At 65.5% G+C, this 22,810-nt stretch carries 21 protein-coding genes and 1 pseudogene; 12 read left to right on the top strand and 10 right to left on the bottom strand.

The window, feature by feature from the left end:
• The first annotated feature begins 149 nt into the window (after positions 1–149).
• Entirely contained in the window at positions 150–1,211 is a 1,062-nt protein-coding gene (locus PCS43_RS19605; RefSeq protein WP_063892154.1) for an amidohydrolase family protein, read from the top strand.
• Complete coding sequence (locus PCS43_RS19600) at positions 1,208–2,410, top strand: FAD-dependent oxidoreductase (protein WP_063892155.1); 1,203 nt, start codon at positions 1,208–1,210, stop codon at positions 2,408–2,410. The genes PCS43_RS19605 and PCS43_RS19600 overlap by 4 nt, the downstream gene beginning before the upstream one ends.
• Before the next feature lie 70 nt (positions 2,411–2,480).
• On the opposite strand, the gene PCS43_RS19595 is transcribed toward PCS43_RS19600, so the two are convergent.
• A complete protein-coding gene (locus tag PCS43_RS19595; protein ID WP_058228070.1) occupies positions 2,481–3,281 on the bottom strand; it encodes an enoyl-CoA hydratase/isomerase family protein in 801 nt (266 codons plus the stop codon).
• 183 nt (positions 3,282–3,464) lie between these two features.
• Between PCS43_RS19595 and PCS43_RS19590 the strand changes: the two genes are divergently transcribed.
• The 5 genes from PCS43_RS19590 (at position 3,465) to PCS43_RS19570 (ending at position 7,148) form a co-directional block, all read left to right on the top strand.
• The gene (locus PCS43_RS19590) at positions 3,465–5,132 is read left to right on the top strand and encodes an acyl-CoA synthetase (RefSeq protein WP_063892163.1); all 1,668 of its coding nucleotides are present in this window, start codon (positions 3,465–3,467) and stop codon (positions 5,130–5,132) included.
• 4 nt (positions 5,133–5,136) lie between these two features.
• A complete protein-coding gene (locus PCS43_RS19585; RefSeq protein WP_082908868.1) occupies positions 5,137–5,892 on the top strand; it encodes an SDR family NAD(P)-dependent oxidoreductase in 756 nt (251 codons plus the stop codon).
• Between the two features lie 58 nt (positions 5,893–5,950).
• A complete protein-coding gene (locus PCS43_RS19580) occupies positions 5,951–6,439 on the top strand; it encodes an FAS1-like dehydratase domain-containing protein (protein WP_064074881.1) in 489 nt (162 codons plus the stop codon).
• 2 nt (positions 6,440–6,441) lie between these two features.
• Complete coding sequence (locus tag PCS43_RS19575; RefSeq protein WP_082893239.1) at positions 6,442–6,864, top strand: MaoC/PaaZ C-terminal domain-containing protein; 423 nt, start codon at positions 6,442–6,444, stop codon at positions 6,862–6,864.
• Positions 6,865–7,004: 140 nt separating this feature from the next.
• Entirely contained in the window at positions 7,005–7,148 is a 144-nt protein-coding gene (locus PCS43_RS19570; protein WP_156525060.1) for a hypothetical protein, read from the top strand.
• A 227-nt stretch (positions 7,149–7,375) separates the two neighbouring features.
• Here the strand turns inward: PCS43_RS19570 and PCS43_RS19565 are convergent, their stop codons facing one another.
• Genes PCS43_RS19565 through PCS43_RS19555 form a run of 3 tightly spaced genes read right to left on the bottom strand, consistent with a single transcriptional unit; the run spans position 7,376 to position 11,331 of the window.
• Positions 7,376–9,718 carry a CoA transferase gene (locus tag PCS43_RS19565; RefSeq protein ID WP_064074864.1) on the bottom strand — a complete coding sequence of 781 codons (2,343 nt, stop codon included), beginning with the start codon at positions 9,716–9,718 and terminating at the stop codon, positions 7,376–7,378.
• 21 nt (positions 9,719–9,739) lie between these two features.
• The gene (locus PCS43_RS19560) at positions 9,740–10,540 is read right to left on the bottom strand and encodes an SDR family oxidoreductase (protein ID WP_064074865.1); all 801 of its coding nucleotides are present in this window, start codon (positions 10,538–10,540) and stop codon (positions 9,740–9,742) included.
• 8 nt (positions 10,541–10,548) lie between these two features.
• Positions 10,549–11,331 carry an enoyl-CoA hydratase/isomerase family protein gene (locus tag PCS43_RS19555; protein ID WP_064074866.1) on the bottom strand — a complete coding sequence of 261 codons (783 nt, stop codon included), beginning with the start codon at positions 11,329–11,331 and terminating at the stop codon, positions 10,549–10,551.
• Between the two features lie 234 nt (positions 11,332–11,565).
• Between PCS43_RS19555 and PCS43_RS19550 the strand changes: the two genes are divergently transcribed.
• The gene (locus tag PCS43_RS19550) at positions 11,566–12,678 is read left to right on the top strand and encodes an acyl-CoA dehydrogenase family protein (protein ID WP_064074867.1); all 1,113 of its coding nucleotides are present in this window, start codon (positions 11,566–11,568) and stop codon (positions 12,676–12,678) included.
• Positions 12,679–12,692: 14 nt separating this feature from the next.
• Positions 12,693–13,883 (top strand): acyl-CoA dehydrogenase family protein, encoded by a 1,191-nt coding sequence (locus PCS43_RS19545; protein ID WP_064074868.1) that lies wholly within the window; start codon positions 12,693–12,695, stop codon positions 13,881–13,883.
• 73 nt (positions 13,884–13,956) lie between these two features.
• Here PCS43_RS19545 and PCS43_RS19540 read toward each other — a convergent pair whose 3' ends face one another.
• From PCS43_RS19540 to PCS43_RS19515, 6 genes are all read right to left on the bottom strand, one after another.
• Positions 13,957–14,763, bottom strand: a complete 807-nt coding sequence (locus tag PCS43_RS19540) for an SDR family NAD(P)-dependent oxidoreductase (RefSeq protein ID WP_064074869.1) — start codon at positions 14,761–14,763, stop codon at positions 13,957–13,959.
• 143 nt (positions 14,764–14,906) lie between these two features.
• Complete coding sequence (locus PCS43_RS19535; protein WP_064074870.1) at positions 14,907–15,905, bottom strand: NADPH:quinone oxidoreductase family protein; 999 nt, start codon at positions 15,903–15,905, stop codon at positions 14,907–14,909.
• Position 15,906: 1 nt separating this feature from the next.
• The gene (locus PCS43_RS19530) at positions 15,907–16,650 is read right to left on the bottom strand and encodes an SDR family NAD(P)-dependent oxidoreductase (protein WP_064074871.1); all 744 of its coding nucleotides are present in this window, start codon (positions 16,648–16,650) and stop codon (positions 15,907–15,909) included.
• 47 nt (positions 16,651–16,697) lie between these two features.
• Entirely contained in the window at positions 16,698–17,708 is a 1,011-nt protein-coding gene (locus PCS43_RS19525) for an NADPH:quinone oxidoreductase family protein (protein ID WP_064074872.1), read from the bottom strand.
• Positions 17,705–18,382, bottom strand: coding sequence for a nitroreductase (locus PCS43_RS19520; RefSeq protein WP_064074873.1), 678 nt, complete (start codon positions 18,380–18,382; stop codon positions 17,705–17,707). Before PCS43_RS19520 ends, PCS43_RS19525 begins: the two co-directional genes overlap by 4 nt.
• A gap of 87 nt (positions 18,383–18,469) precedes the next feature.
• Positions 18,470–19,162, bottom strand: a complete 693-nt coding sequence (locus tag PCS43_RS19515) for a TetR/AcrR family transcriptional regulator (RefSeq protein WP_054801403.1) — start codon at positions 19,160–19,162, stop codon at positions 18,470–18,472.
• Between the two features lie 121 nt (positions 19,163–19,283).
• On the opposite strand from PCS43_RS19515, the gene PCS43_RS19510 reads away from it, so the two are divergent.
• From PCS43_RS19510 to PCS43_RS19500, 3 genes and pseudogenes are all read left to right on the top strand, one after another.
• Complete coding sequence (locus tag PCS43_RS19510; protein WP_064074883.1) at positions 19,284–20,327, top strand: phosphotransferase family protein; 1,044 nt, start codon at positions 19,284–19,286, stop codon at positions 20,325–20,327.
• A 232-nt stretch (positions 20,328–20,559) separates the two neighbouring features.
• Positions 20,560–21,463: pseudogene (locus PCS43_RS19505) on the top strand (enoyl-CoA hydratase-related protein).
• A gap of 89 nt (positions 21,464–21,552) precedes the next feature.
• Entirely contained in the window at positions 21,553–22,695 is a 1,143-nt protein-coding gene (locus tag PCS43_RS19500; protein WP_082893240.1) for a CaiB/BaiF CoA transferase family protein, read from the top strand.
• Positions 22,696–22,810 lie beyond the last annotated feature (115 nt).

Below are 22,810 nucleotides of genomic sequence, written 5' to 3'. Positions count from 1 at the left end.
ATATTGTGCGCTTTTTTGTGGCTTCGGGCGATCACGTGGCTATTCCGTCGGATGGAACAGGGACTGGTATTTCGCGTTGGGTCGTATTTAACCTTCCGTGGGGACGACTCTCCGGTTCTCCCTTACGCCCTCTTTTAGGAGCAATTCGGATGTTCACCGATGCCCCAGGTACCCACTGCGGAACGACGGTTGACGTCCACGCACATCATTTCCCACGTGGGCTCGACGATTTCGCGGCGCGTACGGGCGACAGACGGTGGCCCTGCCTGGTCCGCGACGACGACAGTTCGGGCCGGATCATGCTTGGTGACAGCGAGTTTCGGAAGGTCCGCTCTGCCCTGTGGGACGTGACCCACCGGGTCGGTGAGCTCGACGTTGCAGGGATCGATGTGCAGCTCGTGTCGCCCGTCCCGATCACGCTGACCGATTGGGCACCTCCGCAGGAGGCTGCGGATTTCGCCCGTGCCATGAACGACGGCATCGCCGAGGATGTAGCCGCCGCTGACGGTCGATTGCTGGGCCTCGGTGCGCTACCGGTCCAGGATATCGACGCAGCAGTCGTCGAGCTCGAGCGCGCGGTGAGGACGCTCGGGCTACGAGGTGTCGAGATAGGCTGCCGACTGGCGGGCCGCGAGCTTGACGACCCGGCGGTACGACCGCTCTTCGAGGCCGCTGCCGCGCTGGGTGCCGTCGTCTACGTACACCCACTGGGAGGGGGAGACGGAGCACTGCGTCGCACCGGTCAGCCGTACGATTTCGGTCTCGGCATGTTGACCGACACGGCGCTCGCCGCGGGAGCTCTGGTATTCGGGGGAGTCCTACGGGACCTGCCCGAGCTGCGTGTCGTGATGTCGCACGGCTGCGGAACCTTCCCCTGGTCGTTGCCGCGCCTTCGCCTCGGTGCCGTCCTCGCCGGCGACACCGACCACGACCACGACGACCTAGCTCGTAGGCTGTGGGTCGACACTCTGGTCTTCGATGCCGAACACCTGGCGCTGTTGGTCCGGCGCTTCGGTGCCGAGCACGTCATGATCGGCACGGATCACCCGTTCATCGCCGGCCAGCTCGAAGGTCAACAGACGCAGGTCCGCGACGCGGTCGATGCTGGAATCCTGACGGCGGAGCAAGCACTCGGGGTGTTGGGGACCAACGCCCTGGATCTTGTCCGAGGCAGCAGGCTCACTTCGGGCGCCGAGGCTACAGCACCATGACGACACACGACGTCACTGTCGTCGGTGGGGGCCCCATCGGACTCATCACGGCACTGGGCCTCGCGCAGGCTGGTATCGGTGTCACGGTACTCGAGGCCACGCCTACCGTCGTCCGCACGCCGCGGACAATGTTGTTCCACTGGTCGATCATGGCCGAACTGGAGCGACTCGGTCTGCTGGCCGCCGCGGCGTCGGCCGGGCTGGTTCAGCGGAGCTGGACGCTTTCGGTCCCGCGGACCGGTGAGGAGCTCGTGTTCGACCTGAGCGTGCTGGACGACTCCGTCGAGCACCCCTTCACTCTCCACCTCGGGCAGGACACGCTCAGTGAGATCGTGCTGGCCCGGCTCGGTGCAATGTCCAACGTCCGGATCGAGTGGGATATGTCGGCCCGCTCGTTCGAGCAGGATGCGCACGGCTGCACCGTGTCGGCGGTTGGTCCGGCGGGTGAGCGTGACTACCGCTCGTCGTGGGTCGTGGCGGCCGACGGCGCCCACAGCATCATCCGGCGTCAGCTCGGGCTCGCCTTCCCCGGTATGACATGGCCCGAGCGCTTCGTCGCCACGGATCTGGACCTCGATCTGGCGACACTGGGCTACGCGCGCTCCGTCGCCCGGGTGGACCCGACGCACGGTGCGCTGATCGCGCAGTTCGGTGATCCCGTGCCGTGGCGCTACACGTACGCCGAGAGCCTGATGCTGCCGAACGACTCGGTCGCAGACCGAATGCCCGACGTCTTCCGCGCCTTGCTGCCCGACGATGTCGATCCGCAGGTCACGGCGTGGGCGGCCTTCCGGATGCACGAGCGTGTCGCAGACCGGTTCCGAGTCGGCCGCGCGCTACTGGTCGGCGACTCGGCACACGTCACCAACCCGTCGAGCGGCTACGGCGTGGCAGGAGGGTTCTTCGACTCGGCCCTGCTCGTGGAGACGCTGGCCGCGGTGGTCCACGGCGACGCCCCAGAGGACATGCTCGACCACTACTCGGGCGTCCGGCGTCGGGTCTTCACCGAGATCTCGTCGCCGGTGTCCTCGGAGCGGAAACAGCTAATCTTCGACAGTCATGACCCGGTCAGGCTCGAGGCAGACCTGGAACACTATCGCCGGATCACCGGAGACCGTGACTTGATGCGTCGGGCCATGCTGGTCGAGCGCGAACTGCAAAGCGAATCGTTGCTGTCGAAGGGAAACCTGCCGGTCTGATGCGGTATCCCCTGGACCGATGTTGCCGATTGCTTCGCGGAGTTCGACCAGTATGTGGCATTTCCCGCGATCAGCGGTTGTTGTAGACGGGTACGCGACGCTGCATCTGGGCATTGATCGCCTCGATGAAGTCCTCGGTTGCAGCTCCTGCAGAGGCGTGCTCACGCTCGAGCAATAGCTGCTCCTCGAATGAGGCATCGATCGAGTTGCGCAGCAATGCCTTGGTGCGCCACAGCGAGCCCGGAGCGACAGCGAGTAGGCCATCGACGACCTCTTGAGTCCGGCTCTCGAGGTGTGCATCGCTGCTGAGCCAGTTGCACAGGCCGAACCGCTCGAGATCCTCGGATCCGACGACGTCGCCGAGCAGACAGATCTGCAGCGCGCGTGACGGTCCTACGCGGCGGGGGAGGAGCCAACTCTCGCCGTGATCCAGCGAATGCCCGAGATGGGGCTGCGGGAGGGATATCTTCGTCGTGTCGGACGCGATCACGAGGTCGGCGGCGAGCATGAACATGACGCCGATGCCGATCGCGTAGCCGCGCGTGCTCGCGACAATGGGCTGTGGCAGGGCCAGCAGATCTCGCAGCAGCGGCTGAATAGTCCCGGAGATACTCGAGTCGAAAGCTTCTCGACGCTCGTCGGCAGGCGCACCGAGGACACTTGCGATATCGCCCATGTCGGACCCGGTACAGAAGTCGGTGCCCTCGCCGCGGATCACCACGACATCGACGCACTTTCGGGTGCGCAGGTCGGCGACGGTGTCATGCAGTGCGGCGACCATGTCGGAAGTGAGCGCACCTTTGGCCTCAGGGCGGTCGATCGTGATCCATGCGACGCGTTCTGTGTGCTCGATCCGCACCTGTCCGGTCATCTCGCCATTCTCCTCACCATAAACACACTGCTGGCAGCCGCGGTGCTGCTCCGGAAGGCCTCAGAGTAAGCAGGGGCCTACACATCGACAGCCCACGGTTCCGAGGCACGGAACACGATGGTGCGGTCCGCCGCGAGGGGTGGTTCGGTGAGATTCCTACCGTTCGACACCGAGGTGAAAACTATGTCCGTAGTGCGCGAAAACCTGTACGCCGAACTCCACGCCGAGCGTGGGCTCTCGAGCTCCGAGATCTGGCGAGCTGCCGAGAAGCGACTCGACTGGCCGATCGATCGCGGGCTCAACACCGCACATGAGTGTGCGGACCGGTGGGCGCGCGACCGGGCTCGTCTCGCAATGATCATTCGGCACCCCGACGGCAGCAGCGACCGCTGGACCTACGCCGAGCTGGCCCGGACGTCGAGCCGACTGGCCTCAGCGTGGAAGGCCGCAGGGCTCGTGCGTGGTGACAAGGTTGCAGCCCTGGTCAATCAGCAGGTCGAGGCGTTCATCGGAGCGCTCGCCGCGTGGCGTTCGGGCATGGTCTACGTGCCGCTGTTCGCCGGCTTCGGCACCGATGCCATCGTGCAGCGGCTCAATGGCGCCGAGCCGGCAGCGGTCGTGGTCGATCACCGGTACCGGGGCCAGCTCGCAGAGGCGTTGCCGTTTCTGACCGTCGACCCTCAGATCTACACCGTGGCAGGCGCTGCAGGACGCGGCCTGGTCAAGGGCGACCGGAGCCTGTGGGCTGAGATCGACAGCCATGCTCCCGATTTCGGCATGGTCGAGACGGCGCCCTCCGACCCGGCGACGTTGATCTACACCAGCGGTACGACTGGTGCGGCGAAAGGCTGCATCCAGCCCCACTCATTGATTCTCACCATTCAGCCGTTCATCCGGCACACCTGGGCGTTAACCCCCGACGACATGTTCTTCACCGGCGCAGCACCCGGATGGTCCTACGGCCTGTACACGACCGGTGCTGGACCGATGGCGCTCGGCATCCCGCGCGTGGTCTACAGCGGGGACTTCGATCCGGCTGCGTGGTTGCGTATCTTCGAGGAGGAACAGGTCACCTACATTGCGGCTGCGCCCAGCGCGCTGCGTCGTCTCGTTCCGATCGCTGCGCGCCGGGGGATCTCGAGTAGCGTGCGCGGCGCGACCAGCGCGGGCGAACCGCTCGACGCGCCGCTCGCTCAAGCGTGGATGGAATTGACCGGCAGCACGATCCAGGACGGCTACGGCCAGAGTGAGGCCGCCATGGTGCTGGCCAACCTCGCAGACCCGGCGACTCCGGACGTCCCGGGCGCGATGTCATCGGTTGTCCCTGGCTTCGATATCGTGCTCGTTGACGACGAGGGCGTCGAGCAGGAGAGCCAGGGCATTTTGGCGCTGCGCAACCCCGAGTATCAGGCTGCGACCGGCTACCTGAACGGTGACGACCTGTGGAAGGCCCGTTGGCGTGATGACCTTTTCCTGACCGGCGACGTCGTGCGCCGTGACGAGGACGGTCGCTACTGGTTCGTCGGCAGGGACGACGATCTGATCGTGACGTCCGGCTACAACGTAGGGCCCAGCGAGGTCGAGAACCTCATCCTGGCGCACCCCGGAGTCACAGAGGTCGCCGTCGTGGCGGCGCCCGACCCTGAGCGCGGCTCGGTCGTGCGCGCGATTATCGTGCTTAACGGGACAGTCGGCCAGCAGCAGGTTTCCGACGAGATCGCCGCGGACGTGCGTAAGAACCTCGGACGCCACGCGTACCCCAAGATCATCGACTACGTCGACGAGTTGCCGCGTACGGAGGCTGGCAAGATCAAGCGCAACGAACTGCGCCGGCAGACCGCGCCGGTGTGAGGCAGTGACCGACCGGATGTTCCGGCTCGACGGCAAGGTGGCCGTGGTGACGGGTGCGAGCCAGGGCATTGGCGCGGCGATCGCTCGAGCCTTCGCCGAAGCTGGGGCAGATCTGCTGCTGGTAGCCCGTCGCCACGACGCGCTGACGGAATTTGCTGACGAACTGAGAGTTGGGACCGGGCAGAGGGTCGTCACCGTCATGACCGACGTCATGGCCGAAGATGCGCCGGCTCAGATCGCGGAGCGCGCCCAGGCATCATGGTCGGGCATCGATGTGCTGGTCAACAACGCCTACTCGTCGGGCGGCGTGGTGTGCCCGGTGCTCGACCTCGACGACGAGGTCTGGGACGAAGTTCTGGCCGCCAACGTCGTTGCGCCGTTCCGACTGTGTCGGGAACTCGTGCCGCTCATGGCAGGCCGGTCGGGGTGCTCGGTGATCAACGTCGTCTCGGGTTCGGGTTTCCTGCCGTCCCAGGGCATCGGAGCCTACGGGGTCAGCAAGGCTGCACTGTGGATGTTGACACGTCAGCTTGCGGTCGAGTTGGCGCCCAAGGTCCGGGTCAACGCACTGTGTCCCGGCATCGTCAGTCCTGACGGTGAGCCAGCGCACCAAGCACACATCGACCTGCTGCCGCATGTGCCGATGGGGCGGTTGGGACGTCCAGAGGAGATGGCCGGCGCGGCCGTCTATCTCGCGTCTTCAGCCGCGTCCTACACGACGGGTGAGGTCGTTTTCGTAAATGGGGGCCGGCCATGGTGATCACACCGCACACCGCAGCATCGCGACACAGTTCGTGTTGATACTCAAGGAGTTGCCAATGGCCATCGGCCGATTCCCCATCGAGGCAGGGCAGGTTCTGCAGTTCGCGCGCTCGCTCGGCGATGCCAACCCCGTCTTTACCGATCCGGAGGTCGCCGCGACTGCAGGCCTGGACGCGATCCCGGCACTGCCGACGTATGTTCAGGCGAGCGCACACTTCGACCCGGACTACCCGCTGCGCCCGCACCTGGATGGACCTTGGTTCGGATCGGGGGGCGATGCGACGGGCTACGGTCCTGACGACGAGGACACTGCCAGTGGGACGCTGCACGGTGAGCAGCACTTCGTATATCACCGGCCGCTGCTTGTGGGCGATGTCCTCACGGCGACCGTCCGCGACGGTGATACCTGGCGCAAGCAAGGCCGTCGGGGCGGTGATCTGCGCTTCTTCGAGACCATCACTGACTACCGCGACGAGGCGGGAGAGCTCGTCGTGACGGCTCGCGTCGTCGGTGTCGCCACACAGCACCAGCCCAAGGACGACTGACCATGACCGATCAGCAAACTGCCGCGACCGCTACGGTGGGAGACACCCACGAGCAGGTTCTCGTGGAGAACCTCACTCGAACGCAGATCGTCCAGTACGCCGGTGCATCCGGCGACTTCAACGCTCTGCACACCGATGCGACCTACGCGACCGAGATCGCTGGCTTCCCAGGTGTTTTCGCACACGGCATGCTGACGATGGGCATGACGGGACGCATCCTGACCGACGTATTCGGCCCGCAGAATCTGCGGGCTTTCGGTGGCCGCTTCGTGACGCAGGTCTGGCCTGGAGACTCATTGACGGCTACTGCGACGGTTACCGAAATACTCGAGGAAGGCGGGGAGCTTCGTGCCCGCGTGGCTGTCGAGACCGTCCGTCAGGACGGTAGGACGGTCTTCGTCGGCCTCGGCACCGTCGCGATCTAGATCGGCTCGGCACTTCTGGGGATCTAGCGGCAGCAGCAATGTGAGCTGCTGCGTCGCTGCAGACCGCGAACGCCGCCGTCACAACCGTCCCGACCAACGGCCGCGGGAAGCTGTGCCATTCACGGATCATGATCGCCAGCATGACCAGTGACGCGTCGATGATGACGCACCTTGGCGGCGGACGGACGGCAATGATCGTGCCGGACGAGAGCAGGAAGATCCCTGCGACGCTACCGACGAAGACCAGCGTCCAGAGCCGGCGAGCAGTCCGGTGCGGACCGTGATGAGTAAACAGCTCGGCGCTTCCCCACCCCGACTCTGAAACTTGACGACGAGGCGGTCGATCACCACCAAGCCCACGGTTCGCTCGCCCGCGACGAGGGTGTTGGTCATGAAGATCGGCGTCACGGATCGTGATGTCGATCCGTGACGCCGATAAGTTGAAGATCTTGTGGCTACTGGCGCGGCTAGTGCATCGTCCAGAGATGTTGTGCACCGGCCGTTCCCGCAGTCACCGCAGGGTATAGGTGCGTTCGAACGGAGTGTTGAACGGCGAGTCCGAGATCAGTCCGTCCTCGCGAAGTGCGGCGATCTCCTCGGCCGTGCGACCCAGCCGGGTCAGGATCTCGTCGTTGTGCTGCCCGAACAGAGGTGCCGGAGAGCATGGCGCCATATCAGGTCCCTCGACGAACCGGACCGGTCCCGCGAGGTACTCCTGCGGCCCGATGACAGGGTGCGCGATTTCCACGACCCGTTTGCGGGCGAGCAGCTGGCGATGCCGCACTACCTCGTCTCCGACCTCGAGGCGTGCCGACGGGATGCCCGCTGCTCTGAGGTCGTCGACGACCTGTGTCGAGTCGAGCTCGGCGCATGCCTGCCGCAGTAGACCGTCGAGCTCAGCCCCCATAGCCTCTCGACCGGCCACGTCGGCGAATCGCTCGTCGTCTGCCCATGCTTTGGCCCACGGCAGCGCAGCGAGAGCGGACCACTGCTCGTCGTTCTCGACCGACACAGCGAATTCAGCGCCGTCGGTACCGCGATAGACACCTTGCGGGGCCGATCCTGGCCGGTTGTTGCCGGTGCGGCTGAAGGTCCGACCGGACGCGGACTGCTGGACTACCGCCTCGGCCGTCAGCTGGATCGCGGCGTCGCACAGCGGCACCTCCAGGAGTGCCCCGTGCCCGGTCACCCGTCGCCGTCTGATGGCGGTGATCGTGGCGAACGAGCACACGAACGCCGCGAACGGGTCGACCGCTGATCCGGTCAGCAGTGGCTCGCCGTCGGCATAGCCGGTCAGCTCCGCCATGCCGGATGCTGCGTTGACCGTATAGGTGAAGCCCGGCCGGTCGCGCCACGGTCCGTCGAGCCCCCAGGCCGGCATACGCACCATGACGATGTCAGGGTTGATCGCCCGGATGCCCTCGTAGTCGAGTCCGCGCGACTCCAGCACCCTTGGTCCGTAGTTCTCCAGGATGACGTCGGCCTCGGCGATCAACTCGCGGACCACGGTGAGCCCGCGGGGGTCGGCGAGATCCGCAGTGATGTCCTTCTTACCCAGGTTGGCACCCACGAACGGCGCACCACGCTCCCAGAAACGATCGACCGTCCCGGGCACGCCGTTGAATCGGATGAGGTCGGGTCGGTTGACGGTCTCTACCTTGATCACTTCGGCGCCAAGGCTCGCGAGGTTCATAGTCACCATCGGGCCGGCCTGGAAGGTGCCGAATTCGACGACGCGCAGACCCGCCAATGGCAGCCGAGGATCGATGCCGTCGGCGGTGTTGCGGATGCGGGGCGCCGTGCACGACCAGTCCTGGTTGTCGTCTTGGCCGATGTCTGCGAGAAGAGCAGGCGTCCACCTAGCGTCACCGTTCACACGGAACGGGGGGCCGGGTGCGGTGAACACACCCGAGGCGCTCCGGACGAACGAGTTCCGTGCCGCGAACGGCGCGATCGACGCGATCGTCCCTGGAGTGGCGACCGGAACGATCGGCACCCTGTTGGCGGCACCAAGCTCGACAAGTTCGTCGATGGTGTGACGGCGAGTGAACTCACGGACGAGCGCAGTGACCTCGGCGGCGTGATCGACCCGGTCGTTGAGGGTGTCGAATCGCGGATCGTCGAGCGCAGGGACCTGGGCGATCTGCTTGAAGTCCTTCCACTGCGGCGGCGTCACGCTGACGACACATACCCATCCGTCACTGGCCTGTTCGATGCCGGGGATCGGTGCCTGCGGCAGCGGGTATTTCGAGTGGTGCTCGATGCGGTTGTAGAGCCAAGGGAACTGCTGCAGTGCAACGGCCGACTCGAACAGTGACACGTCCGCCACCACGGGGGCCTCGTCGGCGTCGTTGGCCAACAGTCCGACGACTACTGCCATTGCCGCCGCAGCGCCGCCGGTCATCTCGACGATCGGCACACCCACCGAGATCGATGGCTTGTCGCCGCTCGGGTGCACCAACGAGATGCCGGCCTCGGCCTGCAGCGTGAAGTCCGTCGCGGGGGTCGTCGCGTCGGGACCGTCGAGGCCGTATGGGGACACCGCGACGACGATGAGGCGCGGTCGACGCGACCGCAAATCGCGGACCAGTGACTGGACGTCGGATTTCTCGTCGCAGATCACGACGTCGACCCGGTCGGCGAGAGCAAGGCCAGCAGAGGAGCTGCTCACGTCGGTCACCGATCCCTTGCCGGCATGGAGGTACTCGGCGTACTCCGGGGAATCCGTGCGGAGCGGGTCGCCTTCGGAGGGCTCGAGTCGTATAACCGTTGCACCGGCATCACGCAGCAGCTTGCCGGCGTAGCCGGTGGAGACCCGGCGTCCTGCTTCCAGGACCACGATGTCGTCAAGCATGTGTATCTCCTTGTCGGTTAGTCACGGGGTCGCGCGTCGCGCGCCACCGTCCATGTAGAGCACGGATGCCTGTACGTAGCTGCAGGCATCCGGGGCGAGGAAGCAGACGACGCGCGCGACCTCGGCGGGATCGGCGGCACGACCCGCCGGTAGTCCGGAACCCACCTCGGCGATGAGTTCCTGTGGGGATCGGTCCTGTTGCTCCGCCGCTCGCGCGACGAGCGTCACTGCCCGGTCGGTCAGTGTCATACCGGGAGCCACCAGGTTTACCTGGATCCCAGACGACGTGAGCTCGTCGCTCAGGGCGCGGGTCAGGTTGTGGACCGCGATATTGGCCAGGCTGGTCGGCAGGTTGTCGGCTGTGGCGCTTGTGCCTGCGATGTTGACGATGCGGCCCCACCGGCGCACCGTCATCGACGGGATGACTCGCTGCGCCATCCTCAGGTAGCCGTGGAATTTCAGCAGGAGCGCATCGTCGACGTCGTCGGCCGAGATTTCGAGAATGTTGCCCATCCCTGCCGACCCGGCGCAGTTGACGAGGATGTCGATCCGGTCGAATGCATCGAGGCAAGCCTTGGCCGCCAGGTCGCAGCCCTCGACGGTCGTGAGGTCACAGCTCGCCGTCACCAGGTGCCCCGCGGACGAGGCGACGAGTTCGTCGAGCAGTGTGATGTCGCGGCTTACGGCGCAGACATTCGCACCCTCGGCCAGTAGCAGAACACTGCCGGGGGCCGATACGCTCACCGGGCAGCATGGCCCGACGCATCTACCTTTGCTGCCGCCGGTCACGATGGCCGCGCGTCCGGTGATCCCCAGGTCCATGCTGCCTCTCAGCGGTCCTGAGGGCTCGATGCCCCGTTGGTTGCGAACGACGCGAGCCCGGCCGTGAGGTCATCGGAGTGCATGATCATGCCGATTGCGGTGTCGTTGGCCACCCAGAGATCGTCCGTGGATTGACCGAAGGCCTGCGCCGCGACGAACATGCTCGCGGCGACTGCGGTCGACGGGTGGGCGGCGATGAACTCGGCGCGCTCGATCGCCGCGGACACGACGTCCGAGTCCGTCAGAGTGCTCACGAGCCCGAGGGCGTACGCGCGCTCCGCGTCGATCGGCTGTCCGGTCAGGATCATGTCCATCGCGGTCGCCCGGCCGATCGCCCATGGGAGCCGGAACATTCCGCCGGCACCGGCGACGAGGCCCCAACGGACCTCTGCCAGTGCGAAGGAGGAGCGTCGTGTCGCGACAACGAGGTCGCACGACAGCACGATCTCGAGCCCGCCGGACGTCGCGAGCCCATCGACGGCGGCAATCAGCGGCTTGGTGCGGGTCAACTGGGTGACGCCCGCGAAGCCACCCGCCGAGGTCTCGGCCCGAGCGCCGCCGTCGCGCTCGTCCTCGATCGTCCGTAGATCGTGACCGGCGCAGAAAACCGGTCGCGGCTCGGTGACGGTCGCAGTGAGGATCGCGACTCGCAGTTCAGGATCGTCCTCGACCTGAGCGAGTGCGGCACCGAGTGCCTGCGCCATCGGGTGGTCGAAGGCATTGCGGATGTCGGGCCGGTCGAGAGTGATGATCGCGATCGGCCCGCGGCGTTCGAGCGTGACGAGGGACATGGACGTTGACAGTAGGTGCATCCCGACCTCGACCGGCACAGTGTTTTCCGACCTCCGGAACGTTGGACTGGATCTGATGCCTCCGCGTCTCGGCCACGCTTCGGGGGGCTGCTTCCGGGGAGCGGAACACGCCGTTGTCCTCGTGACTGGGGTCACGAAATATGCAGCGAGGCTCGCCGACGTACGTGTTCGTCCCGGCGACCCACCGCGCCCGACGAGTTGAGGAGACTTGAGATGAACCTGTTACCCGATGAAGACCACGAGGCAGTCGCGGAGTTGGCGCGCAGCATCGCGACCGACATCTTGTCGCCTGCTGCGTGTGAGGCGGAGCGAGAGCAGTCCGTACCCAAGGATGTCTGGAGCAAGCTCTTCGATAGTGGACTGACCGTCCCGATCCCGGAGGAGTTCGGCGGTGGTGGTGTTCCCGACACGATCACCCAGTTGCTTGCGGTCGAGAACCTTGCGTTCGGTGACGCCGGGATCGCGATGGCGGCTGTGTGGAGCGGAGCTGCCGGTGGTCTGATCGCTCGGCACGGCACGGCGTCGCAGACCGATGGCCTGCGCATTTTCGCATCGAGCCCCGACGCACGGGGCGCGGTGGCCCTGTATGAGGGTCACGGCCGAGGACCGGCCGAGCTCGAGACCACCATCGCGATCGACGGAGACACTGTGAGGGTCACCGGCCGGAAGGTCGGGGTGGCTTTCGCTGCGTCGGCCGATCCGCTAGTTGTCGTGGGCCGTGACGCACAGGACGGGCGTCTTCGAGCAGTCGTTCTGGCGAGCGGTGACGCCGGAGTGACGGTCGACGACGTGACCCGAGGTATCGCGCTCGATGCCGCTGCTTCAGGTTCGATTACGTTCGACGTCACGACGACGACCGACGCACTCGTTGGTGGCACCGATGCCGACGCGGTGGCGCTGACGACGTCCGTGCAGCAGCTCCGGCTCCTCAATGCCGCCGCACAGGTCGGTACCGCGCAGCGTGCGATCGAGTACGCCGCGGCATACGCGACGACGCGCATCGCATTCGGCACGCCCATCGCCACCTTCCAGGGTATTTCGTTCCCGCTCGCCGAGGCCGTTATGCAGCTCGACGCCGCGCGGCTTGAGATCAGCGACGTCGCAGAGCGCCTCGACCTCGGCGTTGGTGTGGGTGAGGTCGATGTCGCACGTGCGGTGTCATACGCCTCCGAGATCGCACTCGAAGCGACTCGCGACAGCGTGCAGACGCTCGGCGGTCACGGCTTCATCACGGACCACCCGGTGGAGATCTGGTACCGGTCCGCAGCCGCCCTCGCGGCACTCGACTTCGACCCGACGCGCTCGTCCTTCGAGCCCGCGCTCTGAATAGGGGAAAGAACATGTCTTACAGCTTCCAGCTCAGCAAGCCGCTCGTCGATTACGGTCGCGCAGTCCGCGAGTGGTCCGCGTCCGAGGCCCGCCCGTACGCGCGGCAGGCCGACACGGAGCACAAGGTCCCGGACAACTGGGCCGAGATTATTGGCACCAGTCCGGTATCGCTCGGTCGGAGCGACCTGGCCGAGCCCGACCCGATCCCCACGTTCGACGAGGGCTATTGGGTGCGCAACCTGGTCTTCTACGAGAACATCAACTATGGCGATATTTGGGTCCAGCAGACCCTCGGTAGCGGCATTGCCCACCTGGTCGTGGAGTCGATGGGTACCCCTGAGCAGGTCGAGAAGTGGTACACGCCCGCCATCGAGGAGAACACGCCGACTGGTTTCGCGCTGACCGAGCCTCACTTCGGCTCCGACACCTCGCAGGTCTCGACCACGGCGACCCGCGATGGCGACAGCTGGGTGCTGAACGGCACCAAGATCTTCTGCAGCGGTGGTGCCACCGCGGAGTACATCGTGGTGTTCGCGACAGTCGACAAGTCGCTCGGCGCCAAGGGCATCAACGCTTTCGTCGTGCCAGCCGATGCACCAGGCTTCATCATCGCGAAGGAAAACGAGCAGAAGCTCGGTATCCGAAGCTGGGTCACGTCGGAACTGTTGTTCGACAACTGCATCATCCCGGTCGAGAACCAACTCGGCTGGACCGCCGACGGTTCCGCGGCTCCGCGCCGCAGCGGGCAGGGCGGCGCGCTGGGCGCGCTGGCCAACAACCGCCCCAACATGTCGGCGATGTGCATCGGGCTCGGTCAGGCGGCGATCGACGTCACGACCGGTATTCTCGGGGGCCAGAAAGCAGCCTTCTCTCCGCAGCGATGGCGCGCAGTCGAGGAGGATCTCGAGGCGATGAACTTCGCCCTCGAGCGTGGACGCCGGATGTCGTATAAGGCACAGTTCCTCGTGGATCAGGGTAAGGAAGACCGGGCGATCTCGGCCGCCGGTAAGGGCTATGCGCCCGAAACCGTCGAGCGTGTCATTCGTCGGTGCATGCAGCTGCTGGGACCTGAGGGTACGAGCGAGGAGCTTCTGCTCGAGAAGTGGTACCGGGACGTCAAGATCATGGACATCTTCGAGGGTTCGGGCCAGGTTCAGCGCATTGTTGTCGGACGGACGCTGATGGGTCGTCTCGCCGGCTGATCACGGTACCGGCGCTTGCATAGTCATGGCGGGACCCGACTCAGGGTCCCGCCATGACGCATCTCTGCATCCGTCAGACGATCGATGCACCACCGTCGACGGCGATGAGCTGACCGGTCAGGAAACCGGCCAGCGGGCTGAGCAGGAGCTCGACTACGTCGGCGATATCCGACGGCTCACCTTGTCTCTGAAGGGGAATCATGGAGAGCTCCTCGTCGCTGGCGACGAATCCGGTGACCTTTGACTGGGCAATCAGACGTGAGGTTCGGATGACGCCCGGGGCGATGCAGTTCACCCGGATGCCGTCTTTCCCGACTTCGGCCGCGAGGTACTTCGAGTAGTGCAGCACTGCGGCCTTGCTCATGGCGTAGCCCGCGATATAGCCGTCGGCTGCAACCTTGAAGCCCGAGCCACTCGAGACTGTGATGATCGATCCGCCGCCCGCAGCTTTGAGGTGAGGTACCGCCGAGCGGCAGCAGTTGACGACCGTCGTCATGTTGACGGCGACGAGCTTGCTGTAGTCGTCGTGAGAGGTCCGGCTCGCCGCGCTGTCGGGGTAGGGAGTGATGGCCCCGCCAGCAGGTATGAAGAGGTGGTTGAGGTGTCCGAACCGCTCGACGACTGTGGCGATCGCGCGTTCGGTCTCCTCAGGATCGGTCAGGTTGACCTGCACGCCGAGGCCGTCGCCGGCCCGGTTTTTCAGCTCGTCCTCGACGGAAGCTGCCGTCAGGTCCTCGTCGAATTCGGTTGCTGCGCTGAGGTTGACGTCGAGTACCGCTACTTTCGCGCCTCGCTCGGCGAGCCTCAGCGCGGTGGCCCGGCCGATGCCGCGTGCCCCTCCAGCGACGACGACCACGGACTCGTTCAGGGCAGGTGACATGTTTGAACTCCTCGGTGACTGTGACGGTTCGCCGTCGTGCCTGCGAACCCGGATACCCGTCGGCCGGGCACCTCATCACAGTGCCGGTCGTTCGCCGCCGAGGACACCGGAAATTCCGTGTGATGAAACGTCGGACGGGCTCGTCAGGATCGGTCGAAGTGCACCGTGATCTTGCCGGGCGGCATGCCTTGGTCAAGACGATGGAGCACATCGGACACTTCGGAGAACGCGTACGAGCTCCCGAGGGCGGGTCGGATGAGTCCCTGCTCGGCCATCTCCAGCAATGTCCGATTCATCGCTTCGTCTTCCTCGGCGGAGAAGCTGCCGGCGAAGACTCCGACCAGTGCGAGGTTGTGTAGCACGACGTCACCCATGGCGGCATCGATCCAGCTGCCGCTCGCGAAGCCGATCACGGCCACGGAGCCCCGGCTTCGGACGCCCTTGACAGCCTGCGCAGCGACGGCCCCGCCAACCGGGTCGAACAGGACGTCCACACCGATACCGCCCGTCAGCGCGAGGAGTTCGTCACCGACATCCGACACACGGTGATCGATACAGTCGTCAGCGCCGGCATTGGCGCAGTACGCCAGCTTCTCCATGCTGCTGCCCACCGCAATCACCCGCGCACCGAGAGCTTTGGAGAGGGCGATGGCGGCGAGCCCCGAGCTGCCACTGGCACCAAGCACAGCGATGGTTTGCCCGGCGCGCACCGTCAGCCGGCTGATGAGCGCGGCGTGAGCGGTGCGGAATCCGATCATGAAGCCTGCAGCCTCGGCGTCGGACAGCGTCGACGGCGCGAGCACCGCCTTGGACGCGCGGATGTAGGCATGGTCTCCGAATCCACCATGTCCTTCGGTAAACGGGGTCAGACCCATGACCCGGTCACCGACCCTGAAGTTGGCGTTCGCGCCCGCCTCGACGACGATGCCGACAACCTCCTGGCCCGGTTGGACCGGCGGTGTCGGCGTCAGCGGATAGGTGCCCTGCACCATCAGAAGGTCCGGAAGGCCCACACCGCACGCGGCGACACGGACGAGCAACCGGTCCGGCGTCGGCGGTTCCCACGTGACGTCCTCCAAGCGTAGGACGGCACGTGGGTCGCCGAACGCGTGTGCGCGCCAACTGCGCCCCTCGGTCGCCATCTCAGCGCCATCCGCCGTCGACGCGGAGCAGTGCCCCGGTGGAGTACGACGACGCCGACCCGCTGAAGAACAGCACAGCGCCGACGATCTCGGAGGGTTCGGCGCAGCGGCCGAGGGCAACAACGGCCTCGAGTTCCTCGCGGGCGCCGTCGGCCCAGTTGTCCGAGATGTCGGTCAGGAACGGTCCGGGCTGGATCGTGTTGACGCGCACGGACGGTGCATACTCCTGGGCGAAACCCTCGGTGAGGACGTGCAACCCGGCTTTGGCCGCGGCGTAGGGGAGGGCTTTCTCCGATGGCCGGATGGCCTCGATGGAACCGATGTTGACGATGGACCCGCCGCCGGATTTCACCATCTTGTGGCCGATCAGCGCGGCCAGCCTGAACGGTCCCCGTAGGTTGACGGCGATGGTCTTATCGAACAGGGCTTCGGTGACATCGACCAGGCTCGGGTAGTGCGGGGACAGGCCCGCGTTGTTGATCAAGACATCGACACGGCCGAACTCGGCGTAGGCCGCTTCGACGAGCCTGTCGCACTGCTCCCAGTCACTGACATTGCAGGCAACGGGGAGGGCACGGACCCCGAACCTCACGCGGACGTCCTCGGCGAGCGTCTCGCATGGCTCGATCTTGCGGCTCGCGATGACGACGTGGGCACCGCGCTGAGCGAAGGCCAGCACGATCTCTTTGCCCATGCCGCGGCTGCCGCCGGTCACGACGACAACTTTGTCTCTGAACTCTTCCATGGTTACTCCTGGTGTGGTCAGTGGTGTGTGAAGGAGGGCCGGGGTGGTCACCCGACGGTCCCGTCGAGCATGACGACAGAGCGGCCGACTGTGACCCTGTCGGCCAGGTCTTGTAGGGCACGGGGTGCATCGGCAAGAGGGATCCGTTCGCCGATCAGAGGCCGGATCGCCCCGCCGGTGGCGAGGGCCGAGAGCTCGGCGATGGCGCGGGCGACGACATCCGGCCGTTTTACCGTGTAGAGGCCGGAGTTGATCCCGATGATCGAATAGTTCTTGACGAGCGGGTGGTTGAGCGGCTGGGACAGGATCTCGCCGCCGGCAAACCCGATGATGAGGAGCCTGCCCTCGAAGGACACGCACTTGGTCGACTCGAACCAGGACGGACCACCCACAGGGTCGTAGATGACATCGGCGCCTCGGCCGCCGGTGGCGTCCTTGACGGCGTCGATGACAGAAACCTGTTCCCTGTCGATCACCAGGTGTGCACCGAGGTTTCGCACGGCCTCGGCCTTCCGAGTGCCACGCGTGACGCCGATGACGGTCGCGCCGGCTGCGAGGCCGAGTTGGACGGCGGCGCTGCCCACGCCACCGGCGGCAGCGTGGACCAGCAAAACCTCGCCGGCCTGGATACGCGCGCTGTGGGTGAGGGCTAGCCAGCCCGTGAGATACGCGTTGAAGAGGGCGGCAGACTCGGCGGCGTCCAGGCCGACTGGTGCGGGGAAGAGCAGGTCGAGGTCGACCAGCGCGATGTCGGCGAGTCCGCCGTGCAGTCCGGCGCCGATCGCGATGACCTTCGACCCGACCGAGAGATCGCGGCCGACCAGGTCTACGCCGGGACCGATCGAGACGATCTCTCCGTAGAAGTCTGCGCCGGGGGAGAACGGGAGGGTCGGCTTGTGCTGGTAGCCGGCGCGGCACATCAGGACGTCGGGGAAACCCAGGGTGCAGGCCGCGACCCGTACTGCGACCTGTCCCGCACCGGGCTGGGGGTCCGGGACTTGGACAAGACGCATGACCTCTGTCGGGGCACCGAAGGCCTCGACGTGCCAGGCTCTCATAGCGACGCGCCCGTGGTATTTACGTGGTGGACTGCTTCGTGCACGTCGGCCCGTGTTGTGCGGAACGCGTTGACCGGGTGGGTCGTGTCGGCGTGGCCGAACGAGACGGTGCAGACGATGTGCTGGTCCTCGGGGATCCCCAGCTCGGAGCGAACGACGTCGGTGTGGAACGCGATGGCACCCTGGGCGACCGCGCCCAAGCCAAGCTCCTGCGTAGCCAGGAGCAACGTCGAAACGTAGGCTCCGCAGTCGACGGCGCCGTATACGCCCAGCTCGGCTGCGGACGTGATGACGGCAGTGTGGGGGGCCCCGAAGAAGTCGAAGTTGCGTGCCATCTGCGCGTCTCGGCCTTCGCGGTCGGAACGCTCGATGCCCAATGCCGAGTACAGGCCGTAGCCCGCTTCCCGGCGTCGGTCGGCCCGGACCCCCGTGTAGCCGACTGGCAGCTGCAGGCACGAGACGGGCTCTTGGGAGGTGGCATAGACGGAGAGGGCTTCGGCAAGCTGCGTCGTCGCATCACCACTCGTGACATACACCTGCCACGGCTGAGTATTGCACCACGAGGGCGTCCGCTGCGCGAGCGTGAAGCGCTCGTTGAGCGTTTCTTCGTCGACCTGTGCAGGCAGGAAGGCGCGACAGCTGTAGCGCGAGGACAGGAGGGTCGACAGGCTCATGCGGTGACACTAAATCTCTAGCGGTCGTTCGCTACAGGCAGTGTTCCGCTAGATGGGCCACCCCGCGGCGTGATTCGTGCGGGGGTGTCAGCTCGATTTCTGTCGGTAGCGCTCGTCGAGCAGTCGTTGCGTCTCGTCAGAGATCTCGGCGCCGAGCAATGCCGCGGACAGGTCGACGAGTTGGCTCGAGAACAAAGCGTGGTCGCCCTCGGGCGAGTTGTTGGCGCGCCGTCCAATCTCGATGTACGCAAAGCGGATGGCCGCGAATCGGCGGTGCAGTGGGCTCCCCGCTGTGCCGGGTGGCATGAGCTGCTCGACCAGGCGACTCCAACGGTCCTGGCTGCCGCTGCGGTCGTAGATGATGGCGCCCGCCGGTCCGTTGGGATCGATCACCTTGTTGTCCCGGTTGACCAGCTGGGCGGCGATCTGCAGGAACTCCGGGCCACCGTCAGGATCATTGAGCTTGGCGACGAGCGGCTGGACGAGTGCGGAGCACGCGTCACGGAGCGAAGTCTTTTCGCGTGACGCAAGCAGGTCGAGAATCGCATCCCTGCGCAGGGAGACGGACTGGATGTGCTTCTCGACCAAGGCGCGGAGCAGTCCGTCGCGGTCGCCGAAGTGATACTGCAACGAGGTGGTGTTGCGCTGGCCGGCCGCGCGCATGATCTCTCGCAGGGAGACTCCTTCGATGCCTTGGTCGGCAAACAGCCGCTCGGCGGCTGTGATTATCGCTGAGTGTGCGTCGCGAGTCGGTTCGCGATTCGTCGTGCTTGCGGTCATGGACAAAGCGTACCTGTGTGTACTGCTACTGCGACAGTTTGTGTTTCATTTGATCATATCTATGATTCACTTGAATTAATTTGTTTGCAGGGAGCCGCCTGACGAATGCGAGGACTAAATGATGACGATCTCCGGTGATGCCTACATCGACGCGACAGCGGTGGCTGCATGGATGGACGGTGCAGGCCTGGGCGGAGGTTCGCTCGAGCAAGTCGAGCCACTTGCAGGGGGCACACAGAACATCATGGTGTCGTTCGTTCGGGCAGGACGACGCTACATCCTGCGTCGTGGTCCCCAGCACCTGCGAGCAGGCAGCAACAGGATCATGGGCCGCGAGATCACCCTGCTTGGCGGTCTGGCACAGACCGCTGTTCCGCACGCTCGACTGATCGCCAGCTGCGAGGACGAGTCGGTTCTCGGTGGTGCGGTCTTCTACCTGATGGAGCCGATCGACGGGTACAACGCCCTCGTGAGCTTGCCCCAAGGTCAAGCCGCTTCGCCCGAGATGCGTCACCGGATGGGTCTGAGCATGGTCGAGGCGCTTGCGACGCTCGGTGAGGTCGACTACAAGGCCGTGGGGCTCTCGGGGTACGCGCGGCCCGACGGCTTCCTCGAACGTCAGGTGCCACGTTGGCTCAGCGAGCTCGATTCCTACTCCCAACTCGAGGGCTACCCCGGTCCCGACATCGGCGATGTCACCCGCGTGGCCGAATGGCTGGAACGGCACCGTCCGCGAGCCTGGACACCCGGCATCATGCACGGCGACTTCCACGTATCGAACGTGATGTTCCGTCACGACGAGCCGGAGATCGCGGCCATCGTCGATTGGGAGATGACGACAATCGGGGACCCACTGCTCGACCTCGGATGGATGCTGTCGCTATGGGCAGGTCCGGACGACGTCGAGGACCTCCTTGGTTCGGCCTACGCCACCGGCGGCGGGTTGCCGACAGAGCAGGAGATCGTGCAGCGCTATGCCGACCGGTCTTCGCGAGACGTCTCCGCTATCGACTGGTACGTCGCGCTGGCGTGCTTCAAGCTCGGCATCGTCCTGGAGGGGACCTATGCGCGTTCTCTTGCCGGGCAGGCGTCTGTCGAGACAGGGCTGCGCCTACACGCGATAACGCTGCGGCTCTTCGACAGGGCGATTCAGCGGATCTCGTAGCGACGATTCGGAGAATCGAAATACTCGGTGCGTAGTCGGCTACTACAGTCATGTTCTGAGCCTCGGAACACCCTCTTGGCCGTTAGACCGTAGCGCACATAGAGTCCCTGAACGATCGTCAAGTAGCAAAGGGATCTCTCATGTCGTCAGCCGTCATCGTCAGAACAGAGTCACGACCGCGTCCGGCTGTGACGAGCGGCGCGGTGCATTGTTCGGGCGCGCAGGGGCCGTCATGAGCGATGTCAAACTCGAGACATCCGGGCACATTGCGACGATCACTCTTGATCGTCCGGAGGCACTTAACACCTTCACCGACACTATGGTGGCCGAGCTCATCGCGGCCTTCGATCGGTGTGACGCCGACGACGGTGTCCGTGCCGTGGTCCTGACAGGGGCCGGTCGTGTGTTCTGCGCGGGAATGGATCTGTCGGAATCGGATGCGACATTCGAAGGGTGGCGCACGAGCGATCTCGCGCCCGCCGGAACCAAGTTCACCGTGGACGGTGAGGAGTTGCCGTTTCGGCGAGACGGTGGCGGGCGGGACGGACTGCGGATGCACGCCCTCGACAAGCCGATCATTGCGGCTATCAATGGCCACGCGGTGGGCGTCGGGATCACGATGACACACGCGGCTGACATCCGGGTCTGCGCGGACCACGCCAGGATCGGGTTTGTCTTCAACAGGCGAGGCCTGGTCCCGGAGTCGTGCTCGTCGTGGTTTCTTCCGCGGCTTGTCCCGATGAGTCGGCACTTGAGGGGGGTGGGTTCTGACCGGACGGGTCTTCGACGCCGATGAGGCGCTGCGGCGCGGGCTCGTGCGGAGCCTGCACCCGGCGGACGAGGTAGTCGACGTGGCGTACGCCTTGGCTCGCGAGGTCAGCGACAACACGGCGCCGGTCTCGGCGGCCCTTGCGCGGCAGATGATGTGGCGGATGCTCGGTGCCGCTCACCCGATGGAGGCCCACGAAATCGAGACCCATGCCCTTAACGTGCGGGATGTCAGCCGCGACGCGGTGGAAGGCATCTCTGCCTTCATCGACAAACGCAGCCCCGCCTTCGCAGACTCCGTGTCTGCCGACCTGCCCGATCTCCTCAGACACATGCCGGCGCCCGATTTCGGTGCCCTACCGAATTGAGAGCCATGACCCAGCAGGTCAACCGGCGCTGACGTGGAGCGCCCCAAACATCATCTAGCGCCCCAAACATCATCTATGGAAGGCAGAATATGAACGGACCACTCAGAGGGCTCCGGGTTGTCGAGCTGGCCGGGATCGGCCCGGGACCCCATGCAGCCATGATGCTGTCCGACCTCGGCGCTGACGTCGTACGGGTGGTTAGGCCCTCGAGGCCTGAGGGGGAGTACACCACTACGTCGCACGTTCTGCGCGGACGCACCACAGTGCTCGCGGACCTCAAGATCAGCGAGGACGTGGAGCGAGTGCGTAATTTGGTCGCCTTGGCCGATGTTCTCATCGAGGGGTTCCGGCCAGGGGTCGCTGAACGTCTCGGTCTCGGACCGGACGAGTTCACGACGAGCAACCCGCGGCTCGTGTACGCCCGGATGACCGGATGGGGACAGTCCGGCCCGCTGGCGAACACTGCGGGGCACGACATAAACTACATTTCGCTGACCGGGGCCCTCGACGCGATCGGGCCCGCCGAGACGCCACTCCCCCCGCTGAACTTAGTGGGCGACTACGGTGGCGGCTCGATGTTCCTCGTTACGGGAATCCTCGCGGCGCTCCACGAGCGTCACTCGTCGGGAATCGGCCAAGTCGTTGACGCAGCCATGATCGATGGTATCAGTGCACTGGTCCAGCCGATCCACGAGCTCCGAGCGATCGGCCAGTGGAAGGACAGTCGTGCTCAGAACGTCCTCGACGGCGCTGCTCCGTTCTACCGGACGTACGAGTGCAGTGACGGTCGCTTCATGGCAGTCGGCGCGGTAGAACCGCAATTCTGGGCTCTCGTCATGGCGGGACTCGGGTTGGATGCATCGTCAATCCCTGATCGGGACGACCGCTCGATGTGGCCGGAGCTCTGCACAACGCTCGCTGCCGTATTCCGGAAGCACGATCGTGATCACTGGGTAGATGTATTCGACGGCACGGATGCGTGTGTGACGCCGGTACTGACCTTCGGTGAGGCGTCGGCTCACCCACACATCACCGCTCGTGGGGTTCTCGTTGGCACGGGTACCGACGTCGTGGCGGCGTCGGCACCCCGCTTCTCCCGCACTGCCGGCCGTATCGCCGAGGGCACGCCCTCCTCAGTGGTTGCTCTCGACGCGGCGATCGATACCTGGGCGCGCTGGGGTTCAGCGTCGGGTCCGCAGTGCACGACAGTGCCTGTGACCAGTGATTCGTGATCCGGTTCGCACTACCTGGCATCACCCGCATCGGCGACACTGACGTTCCCCGTCACGCTTCACAGCTCGACGCCCCCGCCGACGCAGTTGCCGCGCGATGTCAATACCACGCGTT

The organism is Rhodococcus sp. C-2, assembly GCF_027854095.1.
GTDB lineage: Bacteria > Actinomycetota > Actinomycetes > Mycobacteriales > Mycobacteriaceae > Rhodococcus_F > Rhodococcus_F qingshengii.
Note: the sequence above shows the minus strand (reverse complement) of the source record. Positions and strands in the feature narration are given on the sequence as shown.

Bases quoted from the DNA above. Each gene is read 5' to 3' on its own strand.
- PCS43_RS19605 (WP_063892154.1), top strand. From the start codon at position 150: ATGTTCACCGATGCCCCAGGTACCCACTGCGGAACGACGGTTGACGTC.
- PCS43_RS19600 (WP_063892155.1), top strand. From the start codon at position 1,208: ATGACGACACACGACGTCACTGTCGTCGGTGGGGGCCCCATCGGACTC.
- PCS43_RS19595 (WP_058228070.1), bottom strand. From the start codon at position 3,281: ATGACCGGACAGGTGCGGATCGAGCACACAGAACGCGTCGCATGGATC.
- PCS43_RS19590 (WP_063892163.1), top strand. From the start codon at position 3,465: ATGTCCGTAGTGCGCGAAAACCTGTACGCCGAACTCCACGCCGAGCGT.
- PCS43_RS19580 (WP_064074881.1), top strand. From the start codon at position 5,951: ATGGCCATCGGCCGATTCCCCATCGAGGCAGGGCAGGTTCTGCAGTTC.
- PCS43_RS19575 (WP_082893239.1), top strand. From the start codon at position 6,442: ATGACCGATCAGCAAACTGCCGCGACCGCTACGGTGGGAGACACCCAC.
- PCS43_RS19570 (WP_156525060.1), top strand. From the start codon at position 7,005: ATGACCAGTGACGCGTCGATGATGACGCACCTTGGCGGCGGACGGACG.
- PCS43_RS19565 (WP_064074864.1), bottom strand. From the start codon at position 9,718: ATGCTTGACGACATCGTGGTCCTGGAAGCAGGACGCCGGGTCTCCACC.
- PCS43_RS19560 (WP_064074865.1), bottom strand. From the start codon at position 10,540: ATGGACCTGGGGATCACCGGACGCGCGGCCATCGTGACCGGCGGCAGC.
- PCS43_RS19555 (WP_064074866.1), bottom strand. From the start codon at position 11,331: ATGTCCCTCGTCACGCTCGAACGCCGCGGGCCGATCGCGATCATCACT.
- PCS43_RS19550 (WP_064074867.1), top strand. From the start codon at position 11,566: ATGAACCTGTTACCCGATGAAGACCACGAGGCAGTCGCGGAGTTGGCG.
- PCS43_RS19545 (WP_064074868.1), top strand. From the start codon at position 12,693: ATGTCTTACAGCTTCCAGCTCAGCAAGCCGCTCGTCGATTACGGTCGC.
- PCS43_RS19540 (WP_064074869.1), bottom strand. From the start codon at position 14,763: ATGTCACCTGCCCTGAACGAGTCCGTGGTCGTCGTCGCTGGAGGGGCA.
- PCS43_RS19535 (WP_064074870.1), bottom strand. From the start codon at position 15,905: ATGGCGACCGAGGGGCGCAGTTGGCGCGCACACGCGTTCGGCGACCCA.
- PCS43_RS19530 (WP_064074871.1), bottom strand. From the start codon at position 16,650: ATGGAAGAGTTCAGAGACAAAGTTGTCGTCGTGACCGGCGGCAGCCGC.
- PCS43_RS19525 (WP_064074872.1), bottom strand. From the start codon at position 17,708: ATGAGAGCCTGGCACGTCGAGGCCTTCGGTGCCCCGACAGAGGTCATG.
- PCS43_RS19520 (WP_064074873.1), bottom strand. From the start codon at position 18,382: ATGAGCCTGTCGACCCTCCTGTCCTCGCGCTACAGCTGTCGCGCCTTC.
- PCS43_RS19515 (WP_054801403.1), bottom strand. From the start codon at position 19,162: ATGACCGCAAGCACGACGAATCGCGAACCGACTCGCGACGCACACTCA.
- PCS43_RS19510 (WP_064074883.1), top strand. From the start codon at position 19,284: ATGACGATCTCCGGTGATGCCTACATCGACGCGACAGCGGTGGCTGCA.
- PCS43_RS19500 (WP_082893240.1), top strand. From the start codon at position 21,553: ATGAACGGACCACTCAGAGGGCTCCGGGTTGTCGAGCTGGCCGGGATC.